Below are 15,253 nucleotides of genomic sequence, written 5' to 3'. Positions count from 1 at the left end.
TTTCCCATGAAAAACAGAACCCTATACTTATTATTTTTTCTGGCAGCCATTTGCAGTTTTCATGCAAAAGTAAGGCTCCCTGCTTTGGTTTCGGACGGGATGATCCTTCAGAGGAACCAGGATCTGAAAATCTGGGGATATGCAGATGCGGGAGAAAAAATTACGGTTAAGTTTATCAGTAAAACCTATCATGCCACGGCTGATCAGAATGGCAACTGGACCCTTATGCTTCCAAAGCTTAATGCCGGTGGTCCATATAGCATGACAATTAATGAGATCACCCTTAAGGATATCCTTATTGGAGATGTATGGGTGGCTTCAGGGCAATCCAATATGGAACTTCCGATGCGCAGGCTGACACCTCTTTATGAAAATGAAATTAAAAATGCCAATAATCCGAATATAAGATTCTTTACTGTCCCGCAGAAATATAATTTTAAAGCGCCTCAAAATGATCTTGACGGCGGGAAGTGGGAAAGTACCAACCCTCAGACTATTCTTGTTTTTTCAGGAGTTGCCTATTTCTTTGCCAAAGAACTGAATGAAAAAAACAAAGTTCCGGTAGGAATCATTCACACCAGTCTCGGAGGCTCTCCGGTTCAGGCCTGGATGGATGAAAACTCACTGAGAAAATATCCGGAATATCTGGCTGAAGCAGAAAGATGGAAAAATGATGACCTGATAAAAACCACAGAATCTCAGGAACGGTCCCTTAGCAAAGCATGGTATGCAGAGCTTGATCAGAGTGATATAGGACTGAGCCAGCACTGGGAGAAAGACAATGGGAATGATTCCGGATGGAAAACCATGGTGGTACCGGGATCGTGGGAGGATCAGGAAGGCTCGTTTGACGGTTCGGTATGGTTCCGCAAAGAAATTATTCTTCCAAAAGGAGTGGATCAGAAAACAGCATTTTTGAATCTGGGAAGGATAAAAGATGCTGATGTTACTTACATCAATGGAATTAAAGTAGGAAATGTCACCTATGAATATCCGCCACGTTGGTACGATATTCCCAAAGGCGTTTTAAAAGAAGGAAAGAATATCATTACCGTAAGAGTAATCAATGGAAGCGGGAAGGGGCAGTTTATTGCCGATAAACCGTATTACCTCGAAATTGACGGACAAAAAACAGATCTTAAAGGCGAGTGGAAATATAAAATAGGAGCAAAAATGGAAAAAATGGCTCCCGGACAAACTTTTATCCGGTGGAAACCGTTAGGACTTTATAATGCCATGATTAACCCGCTGATCAATTATAACATCAAAGGATTTATCTGGTATCAGGGTGAAAGCAATACAGGAAAACCTAAAGAATATGGAGATTTGCTATCAACAATGATTTCACTTTGGCGTTCAAAATGGAATAAGAATGATTTGCCTTTCCTGATTGTGCAGCTGGCTAATTTCATGGAGAAAAAAGATGAACCTCTGGATAGTGGCTGGGCTGAGCTGAGAGAGCAGCAGAGACAGGTTTCCCTCAATGTTCCTTACGCAGGGCTTGCAGTAGCTATTGATTTAGGAGAATGGAACGATATTCATCCGCTGAATAAAAAAACAGTAGGTGACAGATTGGCTTTACAAGCCCTGAAAATTGGGGAAGGTAAAAAGATTATTGCAGACGGACCCGTTTATCAGTCCATGAAAACAGAAGGGAATACCATTATTTTATCCTTTAAACCCGGAACAGATGATCTGGTACAGGGAGAACTGAAAGGTTTTGCCATACAGCAGAAAGATGGCAGCTACCAATGGGCCAAAGCAGAAGCAAAAGGTAGTAAAGTCATTGTCTGGAATGACCAGGTCACCAGCCCTGTCAATGTACGTTACGACTGGGCAGACAACCCGGACGGCAATCTTAAAAACAAAAATGGGCTGCCTGCTTCACCTTTTACAACAGAAAAAAATTAATTTAACATAGAAAACCTTATTAAAATCAATGGATAATCAACCGCAAAAAATATCGGTAATAGAAAAAGTAGGGTATAGCCTGGGAGATCTGGCAGCCAATCTTGTTTTTCAGACCCTGGTAACCTACTTAACCTATTTTTATACGGATATTTACGGACTCAAGGCAGAAGATGCCTCTGTCATCACCCTTACCGTAGGTTTAATTGCCGGGTTTGGCTTTAACCCGCTTATCGGAGCACTGGCGGATCGTACAAGCTCACGATGGGGAAAATTTCGTCCATGGATTTTATTTACCGCCGTACCGCTTGGTATTGCAGCACTATTAGCTTTCAGCACGCCTCACTTTTCTTATCAGGGTAAAATGATCTATGCAGCGGTTACCTATTCATTATTGTTGCTATTATACGCATCCAATAACTTGCCGTATGCTGCGTTGAGCGGTGTTATTACGGGAGATATGGGAGAAAGGAACAGTATTTCTTCATACCGTTTTGTAGCCGTGATGTTTGCACAGTTCTTTGTACAGGTATTTATGCTTCCCATCATTTTATATGTAGGACACGGAGATAAAGCTCAGGGAATTGAAACTGTTATGACATGGCTGGCGGTGATCGGATCCATAATGCTTTTGATTACTTTTTTTACGACCAAAGAAAGAATCATTCCCAAGCCGGAGCAGAAATCAAGTCTGAAAGAAGATTTAAAAGATTTATTCCAGAACAGACCGTGGATTATTATGCTTACCGTGACCGCATTTATATTTATCACATTGGCTATGAAAGGAGGATCTTATGTATATTATTTTAACAACTATGTGGATGAAAATGCCCTGAAGAGCTTTATCTCACCCATTACCGCATTTTTTAATTCTGCAGGGATGAATTTCTTCGGAGAAGATCCAAAGTCTGCGGGATTCGGATTATTTAATGCAGGAGGAATTGTCATGATGATCGTCGGGATTACTTTCTCTAAAAGGCTGGCAGACAGATTTGGAAAGCGTGATACTTTTATTGCTTCATTATTTATCTCTACATTGTTCATCCTGATGTTTATATTTTACCCTCCGAAAGCAGTAAAAGTGATGTTTTTGTCACAGATCTTACACGGATTCTTTTACGGAATCAGTACGCCGCTTTTGTGGGCCATGATTGCTGATGTTGCCGATTATTCGGAATGGAGGAACAACCGCAGGGCAACGGCTATTATCTTTTCCGCAATGATGGTTGGCTTAAAAGTAGGTCTCAGCATCGGAAGCTCATTGGTCGCTTTGATCATTGGGAAATACGGATACATTTCAGTACACGGGAGCGAACAGGCTATTCAGCCTGAAACAGTGGCTGCAGGAGCGAAAATGCTTGTGAGCATATTTCCATCCATACCGTTTTTCATTGCCTGCGGACTGCTTTTATTCTACAAAATCAACAAAAAAATGGAAGTTCAGATTGAAAAAGATCTGGCTGAAAGAAGAAAATAAACGATTACTATGAAACGTATTTTACTAGGTTTGGCGGCTCTTACCGCTGCCGGTCTGTCGGCGCAGAAGTCTGACGGTACTTTAAAAAAAGCATTTCAGGATAAATTTTACATCGGAACGGCGATGAGTCTTCCGCAGATTGACGGTACAGATAAAAAAGCGGTAGCCATCATCAGAAACCAATTCAGCTCTATTGTTGCTGAAAACTGCATGAAATCTATGTTCCTTCAGCCTCAGGAAGGGAAGTTCTTCTTTGACGATGCCGATAAATTTGTCGATTTTGGAATAAAAAACAAGATGTTCATCATCGGGCATACGTTAGTCTGGCATTCCCAGCTTCCAAAATGGTTTTTTACAGATAAAAATGGAAAGGATGTCTCTCCGGAAGTATTGAAACAACGCATGAAAAACCATATTACAACGGTAGTTTCCCGTTACAAAGGGAAAGTAAAAGGATGGGATGTGGTGAATGAAGCCATTATGGAAGACGGAACCTACAGAAAAAGTAAATTTTACGAAATCCTGGGTGAAGATTTTATTCCTTTGGCATTTCAGTATGCACAGGAGGCCGATCCCAATGCAGAACTATATTATAACGATTATAATGAATGGTATCCTGACAAGGTAAAAGCAGTCATTAAAATGGTTGAAAAACTTAAATCAAAAGGTATCCGCATTGATGGGGTGGGAATGCAGTCTCACGTCGGAATGGATAACCCTTCTATGGATGAGTATGAAAAAGCAATTGTAGATTATTCCAATGCCGGAGTTAAAGTTAATATAACAGAACTGGAAATAAGTGCGCTGCCTTCTCCGTGGGGAAGCTCTGCCAATGTTTCGGATACGGTTGCCTATCAGAAAGAAATGAATCCTTACACCCAAGGTCTTCCCAAGGAAGTAGAAGTGAAATGGGAAAAGCGTTATCTCAATTTCTTTAGCTTGTTTTTGAAACATAAAGATAAAATAAGAAGGGTAACCTTATGGGGAGTTACCGATAAGCAATCCTGGAAAAACGATTTCCCGGTAAAAGGGAGAACAGATTATCCGCTACTGTTTGACAGGAAAGACCAGGAAAAACCTGTAGTACAAAAAATAATAAAGCTGGCAGAGAAAAATTAAAATCAATAGAATTTTTACTTAATGAAAAAATCAAAATATTTATTCCCGGAAGATTATATGGCAGACCCTTCCGTTCACGTTTTTGAAGATAAAATCTATATCTATCCTTCTCATGACCGCGAAAGTGGAATTGAAGAAAATGATAACGGAGACCATTTTGACATGAATGATTATCATGTCTTCTCAATGGATGATGTGGAAGGTGGAGAAATTAAAGACCATGGCGTAGTACTTTCGGTAAAAGATATTCCATGGGCGGGAAGACAGCTGTGGGATTGTGATGTTGCGTTCAAAGACGGCAAATATTATATGTACTTTCCTCTGAAGGATCAGAATGATATCTTCAGAATCGGGGTTGCTGTGAGCGACAAACCTTACGGGCCTTTCATTCCTGAAAAGCATCCGATGATGGGCAGTTACAGCATCGATCCGTGCATTTTTGAAGATAAAGGAAAATATTATATGTATTTCGGAGGAATCTGGGGTGGACAATTACAGCGCTACAGAGATAATAAAGCACTTGAATCTGCTGTAATTCCCGAAAATAATGAACCTGCAATCCATTCTAAGGTAGCTTTGCTGAGCGATGATATGCTTGAATTTGCTGAAGCACCTAAAGACGTTGTCATCATTGATGAAAACGGAAAACCACTGCTTCATGGAGATAAACACCGCTTTTTTGAAGCATCATGGATGCATCGGTATAATGATACCTATTATTTCTCTTATTCAACAGGAGACACCCGCCTGATTTGCTATGCAACCGGGGATAATCCTTACGGGCCGTTTACCTTTCAGGGTGAAATTCTTACTCCGGTGGTAGGATGGACTACTCATCATAGTATTGTAGAATTCAAAGGGAAGTGGTATCTGTTTTTCCATGATTCTGTTCCCAGTGGCGGTAAAACATGGCTGAGAAGTATGAAAGTGATTGAACTGGAATACGATCAGGAAGGGAAAATCAAGACGATTGAAGGTCTAGAAGACCAATCATAGTCATCTTTAATAATTTAAAATTTTTCAATGCGATATCTGAGACTCAACATTCTATTTTTTCTGATCATTCCGTTACTGACCTTCGCGGAGGACGGAAGTCAGCTATGGCTTCGGTTTCCTGCAAAAAACGGAATATCGGCAGATAAAATTATTTCCAAAGGGAACAGTCCTACGCTGAACATTGCCAGAAAAGAGCTGAGCAGCCACTGGCAGGGGCAGGCGGTGGAACTTCGTACAGAAAACAAAGAGAAAAATCTGAAAGACGGCTATAAAATTGTTTCCACCCCTGAAAAAATTGTTATTTCTGCAGGGAAAGAAATAGGATTGTTGTATGGAGTCTATCATATTTTGCGATTACAGCAGACAAAAGCCGACCTGTCTCACTTAAACAGTATTGAAAAGCCATCATACGATGTAAGGATTCTGAATCATTGGGATAATCTGGACGGAAGCATTGAGAGGGGATATGCCGGAAGATCGCTTTGGAAATGGGAAGATCTGCCAGGGAAAATTTCTCCGCGCTATGAAGAATACGCGAGAGCGAATGCTTCTGTAGGAATTAATTCCGTTGTTTTGAATAATGTGAATGCATCGCCTAATATGCTCAGGGAAGATTATCTTAAGAAAGTAAAGGTTCTGGCCGATATTTTCAGGCCTTATGGCATGAAGGTGTATCTTTCCGTGAATTTTTCTTCCCCAAAAGTGCTTGGCGGATTGCAAAATTCAGATCCATTGAATAAGGATGTACAAAAGTGGTGGAAAGATAAAGCTGCTGAAATTTATAAGTTAATTCCCGATTTCGGTGGATTTTTGGTGAAAGCCAATTCCGAAGGGCAGCCGGGTCCTCAGGATTACGGAAGAACCCATACAGACGGAGCCAATATGATGGCTGATGCCCTGAAACCTTACCATGGAATCGTGATGTGGAGAGCATTTGTCTACAGTCCGAGCAAAGACGACAGAGCCAAACAGGCTTATCTGGAATTTGTTCCTCTGGATGGTAAATTCAGGGATAACGTAATTATTCAGATCAAAAACGGTCCGGTTGATTTTCAGCCCCGCGAAGCGTTTAATCCGCTTTTCGGAGCACTAAGAAAAACTTCCGAAATGGTAGAATTTCAGATTACACAGGAATATCTGGGCATTTCAAATCATTTGGTTTATTTGGCTCCGTTATTCAAGGAAACACTGGAAAGTGATACTTACTCGGACGGTCAGGGATCTACGATTGCTAAAATAACAGACGGTACATTAAGACCCGCAAAATTGACAGCCATTTCAGCTGTTGCCAATATCGGGGAAGATACCAACTGGACAGGACATCATTTTGCACAGGCCAATTGGTATGCCTTCGGAAGGTTGGCATGGAACCATCAGCTGAGTTCAGAGCAGATTGCGGATGAATGGATTAAAATGACCTTTACAGACAATCAGAAATTCCTGGATCCGGTAAAAGAAATGATGCTTTCGTCCCGAGAAACCGCTGTGGATTATATGATGCCTTTGGGACTTCACCACATTTTTGCAGGCGGACATCACTACGGGCCAGAGCCATGGGGAGATTATAAAGGCGGAAGACCGGACTGGTCACCTGTCTATTATCATCAGGCTGATGCTCAGGGATTGGGCTTTAACAGAACAAAAACAGGAAGTAATGCTATTTCGCAATATTTTCCACCATTGAATGAAAGGTATGGGAATATCTCAACCTGTCCGGAAAATCTTATCCTGTGGTTTCATCATGTTCCGTGGGATTATACAATGAAAGACGGAAAAACACTGTGGGATGAGCTGTGCTATACGTATGATTCCGGAGTAAAAAAAGTAAGGGACTATCAGAAAGTATGGGATAAGATGGAACCTTATATAGATGAACAAAGATTTGCTGATGTTCAGTCAAAACTCAAGATTCAGTCAAAAGATGCAGTCTGGTGGAAGGATGCCTGCCTGCTGTATTTTCAGACTTTTTCCAAAAAACCGATTCCTTATGACATCGAACGCCCTGTTCACGAATTAGAAGATCTGAAAAAAATTAAATTGAATATGGGACATCACAATTAAAAAATGAGGCCGTTCTTTTTCAGGATCGGAAAGAAGAGCGGCCTCAAATAATAATAGCTATGTAAAATTTTAAATCCAAATAATTGGAATGAATGATCTTTAAATGTAGCCGGTTTTATCTAAGGGAAATTATTTTATTAAAAATATTTCCATTTTCTTCAACCTGGATGATATATTGGTTGGCTGTTTGTGGGTTAAGATTAAAGGTAATATCTACATTGCCGTCAGCATATTCTCTGTTGGATGTATAATACGTAGTATTGGATAGATCATATACTGAAATATTTACAGGACCCTTTACATCCGACATGTGCAGCTTCGCCATATTACCGGAAATGGTATATTCAGGCTTATTGATTGAGCTCACAGGCTTTTTTTCCACTTCCATTACATTATCGGAACTGATTTGTATTTTATACTTCTCTATCTTCATTTCTGATTCTGCTACCAGATAATAAGTTCCGGGTTCAAAGCTTTGAAAATCATATGTTTTCATTACATGGCTCCCATCCGTAAGATTTTCGGAGAATAGTTCATCATGTGCACTGTTATAAACAAAAACAGATACGCTTCTGGCGTTCGACAGCTCAAAATTTAACGTTTTGGCTTGTACGTTTCCAAAGGAGAGGGAAAAATCTCTATCCTTACTCATTACATTTGCTGAAAACAACAAGGCTCCTGCAAAAAATACGGCTTTTAATAATGTGCTCATGGGTTAAGGCTTTTAGGATTAATACTGCAAAGCTAGGGCACCAATAATTCTCAGGCTATAATTAAATTTTCATATTTATGTGCTATATTAACCTTGTTTAATGATATTAGTGTATTATTTGTTAATTTTGCATATGAAATTATTTGTATTTGGCATATGAAACATGTAAATCCTTCTTTTGAGGCGGTAAGACCTACTATAGGAAGCAGCTTTACCAGCCTTAAATTTCTGACTAATGAGAATATAAAATCACATGTCTGGCATTACCATCCCGAGGTTGAATTGATTTTTGTATGCAAAGGTTCCGGGAAAAGACAGATTGGAAGTAGTATCACTTATTTTTCAGAAGGAGATCTTGTACTGATAGGAAGCAATCTACCGCATTGCGGACTCACCAATGAAAGTACGCATAATGAGTATGAAATGGTTATTCAGTTCAAACCTGATTTTTTAGGAGAACCTATCTGGGACATACCGGAAATGCAAAGGATTTCTTCTTTGCTTGAAAAATCAAAAGCAGGTATTGTATTTGGGGAGGATGTGAAAAAAAGAATCGGGAAAGAGATTGTTGAGATGCATGAAGCTTCCTCTTTGGACAGGTTATGCAGATTTTTAAAAATATTGGATGAATTGGCTGTTACTCAGGATTACAGGATTTTAAATGCGGGAAAATATTACCTTCAGACACAGATTGAAGATAATGAAAGAATCAATCTTATATTCAATTACGTCAAAGATCATTTTAAAGAAGCCATAACCCTGGAAGAAATGGCTGATCTTGCCAATATGAAAGTACCGTCTTTTTGCCGTTATTTTAAAAAAATCACAAATAAGACCTTTACACAGTTTGTTAACGAATACAGAATTACCCATGCCCTCAAGCTTCTTGCTGAACAGCCTTTAAGCATTACAGAAGTCTGCTTTGAATCCGGATTTAATAATTTCAGTTATTTTAATAAAACGTTTAAGGAATACATCCAAAAAAGTCCTTCCCAATACAGGAAAGAGTTTAATTATTTCATGGAATAATTTTTAGAAAAACCATAAAAAAGTGTAATCATATGATGATTTATTAAAATATAAGTGTAATTTTAACACTTATAAAATAACAATCACTTTTTATGAAATTTTTTATTGACACTGCCAATCTGGCGATGATAGAAGAAGCCCATGCCCTTGGAGTTCTTGACGGAGTAACCACCAACCCTTCGCTGATGGCGAAAGAGGGGATTTCCGGAAAACAAAACATACACCAACACTATCTTGATATCTGCAACATTGTGGATGGCGATGTAAGTGCTGAAGTTTTAGGAATTACTTTTGGAGAAATGGTTAAGGAAGGTGAAGAGCTTGCTGCACTACATCCGAGAATTGTTGTAAAAGTACCCATGACTCAAGATGGGATTAAAGCCATCCGCTATTTTTCTGAAAAGGGAATAAAGACCAACTGTACGCTTGTATTCTCTTCCGGACAGGCATTGCTGGCTGCCAAGGCAGGAGCCACCTATGTTTCTCCGTTTCTGGGAAGACTGGATGATGTCTCTACGGACGGCCTTCATCTGATATCGGAAATCCGGGAGATTTATGACAATTATGCTTTTCAGACACAGATCCTTGCTGCTTCAGTCCGACACAGCATGCATATTATCAATTGTGCAAAGATTGGTGCTGATGTGGTAACGTGTCCTTTGGCTCCTATACTTTCTCTTCTTAAACATCCGCTTACAGATTCAGGATTAGACCAGTTTATTAAAGATTCACAAAAAATGAAATAAGATTGGGCAGAAAAAGTATAACTTCTCTGTTAAAATTCAGTAGTTTTATACTTTAGATGAGCCCAGATCTGTTGATCAAATGAGATTGATATGCAGGAACAGTTAATCAACCCAACCATACAAAAGTTTAGGACCGAATTCAAAGCAGAGCCTGAACACATCTTCCTTTCTCCCGGGAGAATTAATATTATCGGTGAGCATGTAGACTATAGCGACGGTTTTGTATTACCTGCTGCCATAGATAAATACATTTGTTTTGCTGTCCGCAAGCTGCCACAGTCTAATTTTTGTACCATCATAGCCAAAGACCTCGGAGAAGAATATACATTTGATGTCACAATAGAGGTAAAACCTGTACCGCAAATGTGGATGAATTATATTCTGGGCGTTTTCAGCCAGTTGCAGAAGTCAGAAAACCAGTTTTGCGGAATGGAAATTGTCTTCAGTAGTACCATTCCAATGGGATCCGGACTTTCTTCTTCGGCAGCCCTTGAATGTGGCTTTTCCTATATTCTCAATGAACTTTTTAACCTTCATCTCACCAAGAAAGAAATCGCGGTGATCGGGCAAAAATCAGAACATACTTTTGCAGGAGTTCAGTGCGGAATTATGGATCAGTTTGCCTCCGTTTTCGGAAAGGAAAATAAGGTCATTATGCTTGACTGTAATTCTTTGGAGCATCAATATTTTGATGCCGACCTTAAAGGATACAGCCTGCTGCTTTTTGACAGCTGTGTAAAGCATAGTCATCTGACATCCGGCTATAACGAAAGACGTAGAGATGTAGAACACGGCAAAAAAGTCTTATGGAAAAATTTCCCTGAGATTGAAAAATTCCGGGATTTTACATTGTCTATGCTTGATCATACAAAAGAAGAAATGGGAGATATTTCATACAAAAGATGTCTCTATCTGTTGAAAGAAATCCGAAGAGTAGAAATGGCGGCCAAAGCAATTTCGGAAGGAAATATTGAATATCTGGGAACACTTCTCACGGAAACCCATACGGGGCTGTCCACTGAATTTGAGGTCAGTTGCATTGAACTTGATTTTTTGGTTGAAAACACATTGCAGAAGGAAGGGGTTCTGGGAGCAAGAATCATGGGAGGCGGCTTTGGGGGCTGCAGCATCAACCTGATTCAGGAAAACAGAGCTGAAGAAGTGATTAAAGCCATCAGTGAAAAATATCTTGAACATTTTAATATTCAGATGAAAGTGTATCAAGTTAAAATTTCAGACGGGATAAAAGAATACACCAATGAATACATCATTTGACCGTAATAAACATCCCCACAGAAGATACAATCCTCTCCTGAATGAATGGATACTGGTTTCTCCCCAACGGGCAAACCGGCCCTGGCAAGGACAGAGAGAAGACCGCAGCAGATGATCGTCCTGCCTATGATCCGGACTGTTATCTCTGTTCCGGAAATATTCGTGCTAACGGAGCCCGCAACCCTGACTATAAAGGGACTTACGTTTTTAATAACGATTTCGGGGCGTTGCTTAATGAAGAGGTTGATTTCTCAGAAGGACATTCAGGATTTTTTACCCTGCTTCCGGAACGTGGAATCAACAGGGTTGTTTGCTTTTCTGAAGACCACAGCCTTACCTTACCGGAAATGTCCGTGGAACAAATAAAAAATGTGGTGGATGCATGGCAGGCGCAGTTCATTGAATTAGCCGCTTTGGACCATATTAATTATATTCAGATTTTTGAGAATAAAGGAAGCATCATGGGATGCAGCAATCCTCATCCGCACGGCCAGATATGGGCACAGTCATCAGTTCCGGCAATGGTTCAGAAAACCCAGGATCAGTTGAAATCTTATTTTGAAAAGAATAAAAGAACATTGCTGGAGGACTATATTGAGCAGGAAATAACGGCCGGCGAACGTATGGTCACAGAAAATGAAAATTTTGCAGCATTAGTGCCGTTTTGGGCATCATGGCCTTATGAAACAATGATTATCAGTAAACAACAAAGAGAAAATATTGCAGCATTTTCTGAGGATGAAAAAGAATCACTTGCAGCCATACTCAAGGACCTGACTACAATTTATGACAATCTTTTTGAAACGTCATTTCCTTATTCTGCGGGAATTCATCAATCACCTACGGACGGAAAGCAACATCCGGAATGGCATTTTCATATGCATTTTTATCCACCGCTGCTCAGGAGTGCGGAAGTAAAGAAATTTATGGTAGGGTATGAAATGCTTGCAGAGCCTCAGCGAGACATTACCCCGGAACAAAGCGCGGCAATATTAAGAAACCTGCCCCGGATTCATTACAAGAAAAAATAATAAAATCAATACCTTTGGAAAGAATATGCAGATGGTAATTCTGATACATACAGAATATAACATCTCTTTTTCTCAATAAAATTATGGAACAAATTAAATTAATTGTGACGGATATGGATGGGACGTTTCTGAATTCCAACCATGAAATGAGCCCTGAATTTTCGGATATTTATAAAGAACTGAAAAAAAGAAATATTGTATTTGTTCCCGCGAGTGGCAGGCAGATGCCGGGGATTACCCATTATTTCGGGGATATAGAGAGTGAGATCGGCTTTATCGCTGAAAATGGAGGTTATGTGATCTATAAAGATCAGGAGCTTTTTGCTGATATATTGGAATATAAATATATTGTTGAGATCATCAAAGCGGTTCGGGAAATACCGGGAGCGAAAGCGGTACTCTCAGCTAAAAAAATGGCATATTATGAAACCGAAGATCAGCAGTTTGTAGATTTTTTCTCAAAGTATTATACCGAAAATATGAAAAAGGATGATCTTACTGAAAGAATTGATGATACAGCCTTTAAAATAGCAGTCTATCATCCTGAAGGCTCTGAAGAATATCTGTATCCGGTTTTGAAAAGATTTGAAGAATTTGGTCTGGAAGTGGTTGTTTCGGGAGAATACTGGCTGGACATTATGAATAAGGATATCAATAAAGGAAACGCTTTGAAAATCCTTCAGAAATCTTTGGGAATCTCTCCTGAAAATACGATGGCATTCGGAGATTATATGAACGATATAGAAATGCTGAAGAATGCCAAATATTCTTACGCGATGAAAAATGCACACCCGAATGTAAAGCAGGTGGCCAATTTTGAAGCGTGTACCAATGACAGCTTTGGAGTTTTAAAAACAATCAAGGGCTATCTGGACTGATTAAAGGCATTTGTAGTAAGAAATGCAATAGAATATCGGGCTGTAAAATAAACCCATGGAGTATAAAAAAGCACATCCGCATAAAGCGTTAGAACCCTTCATTCATTTCTATTGGGAATTGAAAGGAAATGAACAGGAAGAGCAATGGGAAAGAGTTTTTCCGGATGGCTGTGCCGGTATACTAATGAATGTAGGAGATCCTTGTTTGACGGATAACGGTTCGGTCGTAATGGAGTTCGGAAAAACTTATGTGGTGGGAGCGATGATTTCATTCAAAGATAGTTTTATTGATACCGATACTCATTTAATCGGTGCATGCCTGAAGCCGGCAGCTTTTGCCAATTTCTATAATTATACTTCACAGAATGAGCTGGTAGACGACACGATTGAATTTGAAAAATCAAATTCCTTTAACGTTGATAAAGCATTAGAGGATCCTTTCCATTATTTTGATCAATTCTTTTCCGCTAGAGTACAGAATAAGAACAACAAGTTACAACCTGTACTTAACGAGATACATTCAGCAAAAGGAAAAATCAGCATATCTGAGCTTGCAAAAAGGAATTTCACGTCCGTAAGACAATTGGAAAGGGATTTTAAAAGACTTATTGGAATATCACCCAAAGAATATACCAATATAATCCGATTTCAGAATGCTTTGCACCTGATCAGAAATCCGGATCAAAACAGGAGTCTCTTAGATATTGCATTTGAATGTGGATACTATGACCATTCACACCTTAGCCATGAAATCAAAAGAAATACAGGACTTTTGCCATCGTTACTTTGATTTGTCGCATTTTTACAAAGTATACCAGGCTGGGTAAAAGTAAATTTGCAGATACATTAAAATTCAAAACAATGCGAAAAATATCACTTTTTATTGCGATGAGCTTAGATGGTTATATCGCGCAACCCAATGACGATTTAAGCTTTTTAAAACTTGTAGAGAAAGAAGGCGAAGATTATGGCTATGCGGAATTTACTTCTCAAATTGATACCATAATTATTGGTAGAAGAACCTATGATTATGTAGTAAATGAAATCGGAGCATCTCATTATGATAATGGGGAACGGGATGTTTATGTAATTACCAGAACAGAAAGGCCGCAAGTAGGCAGAACGATTTTTTATACGGGTAATTTAACCGAATTGGTTGAGCGTTTAAAATCAGAAAACGGTAAAAATATTTATTGCGACGGCGGGGCGGAAATAATTAATGAATTATTGAAGCAAGACCTAATAGACAAGTTTGTAATTTCGGTTGTCCCGGTTTTGTTAGGTGATGGGACAAGACTTTTTAATGACAGAAGACCAGAACAGGTACTTGAATTTATTACCGTAAAAACATTTGAAACCGGTTTGGTACAATTTCATTACAAACGTAAAAAGTAATAAGAAAGCCGCTTAAAAGAGCGGCTTTCTTATATTTGGAACCGATACTTGTGGTATTACATCCCTCATTCTCTAAAAACCAGGTAGCACCATAAAGATAGATGGTGTCATTTTCTTTATAATTAGCATTCCTACATGTATGATAACCGGACTTTTTGTTCTCTTCAATATTGTTTAGGATAGTATTTAACAGGGATGATTACAATGATCTATTTCGTTTCATAAAAAAAGCAACATTCTGTAATTAAGATAGTTGCGGTGCTTCAATATGCTCTAAATTTATAAATATAAATAGTGTATGCTATGAATATATCTAATTAAAATTTATGTTTGCTCTGTTAAAAAAAGCGAAATCCGAAAAGCTTAATAGAGTAGGAGAAAATTAAACTGTTTATTAATTATGAGTTCTGAAACTAACAGAAAAAAGAAAGTTATTGATGATTTGTTGAAGAAGAAAATCGAAGGTCTTAAAGGTATTTATGGTGGTGTTGCATGCACGGCACCTCCTAAGCCGATTGTTATTACTCAATGCTACATCTGTACAGTAACTTCCCCGACCAATCCGAGCGGACCAGTTGTTGCAATTGCTCCTTAATTACTAAAAAAAGAAGGAATGAGCAATCATT

At 39.0% G+C, this 15,253-nt stretch carries 13 protein-coding genes and 1 pseudogene; 13 read left to right on the top strand and 1 reads right to left on the bottom strand.

Going from position 1 to position 15,253, the window contains the following annotated elements; translation table 11 throughout:
* The first annotated feature begins 6 nt into the window (after positions 1-6).
* Genes AAEU33_RS17095 through AAEU33_RS17075 form a run of 5 tightly spaced genes read left to right on the top strand, consistent with a single transcriptional unit; the run spans position 7 to position 7,561 of the window.
* On the top strand, positions 7-1,911 hold the full coding sequence (locus AAEU33_RS17095; protein ID WP_345989106.1) for a sialate O-acetylesterase: 1,905 nt from the start codon (positions 7-9) through the stop codon (positions 1,909-1,911).
* A gap of 28 nt (positions 1,912-1,939) precedes the next feature.
* On the top strand, positions 1,940-3,385 hold the full coding sequence (locus AAEU33_RS17090; RefSeq protein ID WP_345989104.1) for an MFS transporter: 1,446 nt from the start codon (positions 1,940-1,942) through the stop codon (positions 3,383-3,385).
* 9 nt (positions 3,386-3,394) lie between these two features.
* The gene (locus tag AAEU33_RS17085; protein WP_345989102.1) at positions 3,395-4,504 is read left to right on the top strand and encodes an endo-1,4-beta-xylanase; all 1,110 of its coding nucleotides are present in this window, start codon (positions 3,395-3,397) and stop codon (positions 4,502-4,504) included.
* 21 nt (positions 4,505-4,525) lie between these two features.
* Positions 4,526-5,500: a glycoside hydrolase family 43 protein gene (locus tag AAEU33_RS17080; protein ID WP_345989100.1), complete on the top strand. Its 975-nt coding sequence runs from the start codon at positions 4,526-4,528 to the stop codon at positions 5,498-5,500.
* Between the two features lie 27 nt (positions 5,501-5,527).
* Positions 5,528-7,561 carry an alpha-glucuronidase gene (locus tag AAEU33_RS17075; protein WP_345989098.1) on the top strand — a complete coding sequence of 678 codons (2,034 nt, stop codon included), beginning with the start codon at positions 5,528-5,530 and terminating at the stop codon, positions 7,559-7,561.
* A gap of 115 nt (positions 7,562-7,676) precedes the next feature.
* Here the strand turns inward: AAEU33_RS17075 and AAEU33_RS17070 are convergent, their stop codons facing one another.
* Positions 7,677-8,273 (bottom strand): hypothetical protein, encoded by a 597-nt coding sequence (locus tag AAEU33_RS17070; protein WP_273647720.1) that lies wholly within the window; start codon positions 8,271-8,273, stop codon positions 7,677-7,679.
* A 156-nt stretch (positions 8,274-8,429) separates the two neighbouring features.
* On the opposite strand from AAEU33_RS17070, the gene AAEU33_RS17065 reads away from it, so the two are divergent.
* From AAEU33_RS17065 to AAEU33_RS17030, 8 genes and pseudogenes are all read left to right on the top strand, one after another.
* Entirely contained in the window at positions 8,430-9,302 is an 873-nt protein-coding gene (locus AAEU33_RS17065; RefSeq protein WP_172278210.1) for an AraC family transcriptional regulator, read from the top strand.
* A 92-nt stretch (positions 9,303-9,394) separates the two neighbouring features.
* Positions 9,395-10,048: a fructose-6-phosphate aldolase gene (fsa, locus tag AAEU33_RS17060; protein WP_345989095.1), complete on the top strand. Its 654-nt coding sequence runs from the start codon at positions 9,395-9,397 to the stop codon at positions 10,046-10,048.
* Positions 10,049-10,138: 90 nt separating this feature from the next.
* A complete protein-coding gene (gene galK / locus AAEU33_RS17055) occupies positions 10,139-11,323 on the top strand; it encodes a galactokinase (protein WP_345989093.1) in 1,185 nt (394 codons plus the stop codon).
* Positions 11,307-12,354 (top strand): annotated as a pseudogene (locus AAEU33_RS17050) (UDP-glucose--hexose-1-phosphate uridylyltransferase). Before galK ends, AAEU33_RS17050 begins: the two are co-directional and overlap by 17 nt.
* Positions 12,355-12,437: 83 nt before the next feature.
* Entirely contained in the window at positions 12,438-13,232 is a 795-nt protein-coding gene (locus AAEU33_RS17045) for an HAD family hydrolase (RefSeq protein WP_172278218.1), read from the top strand.
* A 55-nt stretch (positions 13,233-13,287) separates the two neighbouring features.
* Positions 13,288-14,022: a helix-turn-helix transcriptional regulator gene (locus tag AAEU33_RS17040; protein WP_345989091.1), complete on the top strand. Its 735-nt coding sequence runs from the start codon at positions 13,288-13,290 to the stop codon at positions 14,020-14,022.
* Positions 14,023-14,093: 71 nt separating this feature from the next.
* A complete protein-coding gene (locus AAEU33_RS17035) occupies positions 14,094-14,627 on the top strand; it encodes a dihydrofolate reductase family protein (RefSeq protein WP_345989089.1) in 534 nt (177 codons plus the stop codon).
* 400 nt (positions 14,628-15,027) lie between these two features.
* Positions 15,028-15,222 carry a hypothetical protein gene (locus AAEU33_RS17030; protein ID WP_345989087.1) on the top strand — a complete coding sequence of 65 codons (195 nt, stop codon included), beginning with the start codon at positions 15,028-15,030 and terminating at the stop codon, positions 15,220-15,222.
* Positions 15,223-15,253: the final 31 nt, after the last annotated feature.

Origin of the sequence: Chryseobacterium sp. Chry.R1 (assembly GCF_039645525.1) — a bacterium.
Classification (GTDB): Bacteria; Bacteroidota; Bacteroidia; order Flavobacteriales; family Weeksellaceae; genus Chryseobacterium; species Chryseobacterium proteolyticum.
Note: the sequence above shows the minus strand (reverse complement) of the source record. Positions and strands in the feature narration are given on the sequence as shown.

Excerpts from the sequence above, each read along its gene's own strand:
- AAEU33_RS17035 (WP_345989089.1), top strand. The coding sequence starts at position 14,094 with ATGCGAAAAATATCACTTTTTATTGCGATGAGCTTAGATGGTTATATC.
- AAEU33_RS17030 (WP_345989087.1), top strand. The coding sequence starts at position 15,028 with ATGAGTTCTGAAACTAACAGAAAAAAGAAAGTTATTGATGATTTGTTG.
- fsa (WP_345989095.1), top strand. The coding sequence starts at position 9,395 with ATGAAATTTTTTATTGACACTGCCAATCTGGCGATGATAGAAGAAGCC.
- AAEU33_RS17065 (WP_172278210.1), top strand. The coding sequence starts at position 8,430 with ATGAAACATGTAAATCCTTCTTTTGAGGCGGTAAGACCTACTATAGGA.
- AAEU33_RS17040 (WP_345989091.1), top strand. The coding sequence starts at position 13,288 with ATGGAGTATAAAAAAGCACATCCGCATAAAGCGTTAGAACCCTTCATT.
- AAEU33_RS17080 (WP_345989100.1), top strand. The coding sequence starts at position 4,526 with ATGAAAAAATCAAAATATTTATTCCCGGAAGATTATATGGCAGACCCT.
- AAEU33_RS17075 (WP_345989098.1), top strand. The coding sequence starts at position 5,528 with ATGCGATATCTGAGACTCAACATTCTATTTTTTCTGATCATTCCGTTA.
- galK (WP_345989093.1), top strand. The coding sequence starts at position 10,139 with ATGCAGGAACAGTTAATCAACCCAACCATACAAAAGTTTAGGACCGAA.
- AAEU33_RS17085 (WP_345989102.1), top strand. The coding sequence starts at position 3,395 with ATGAAACGTATTTTACTAGGTTTGGCGGCTCTTACCGCTGCCGGTCTG.
- AAEU33_RS17070 (WP_273647720.1), bottom strand. The coding sequence starts at position 8,273 with ATGAGCACATTATTAAAAGCCGTATTTTTTGCAGGAGCCTTGTTGTTT.
- AAEU33_RS17045 (WP_172278218.1), top strand. The coding sequence starts at position 12,438 with ATGGAACAAATTAAATTAATTGTGACGGATATGGATGGGACGTTTCTG.
- AAEU33_RS17095 (WP_345989106.1), top strand. The coding sequence starts at position 7 with ATGAAAAACAGAACCCTATACTTATTATTTTTTCTGGCAGCCATTTGC.
- AAEU33_RS17090 (WP_345989104.1), top strand. The coding sequence starts at position 1,940 with ATGGATAATCAACCGCAAAAAATATCGGTAATAGAAAAAGTAGGGTAT.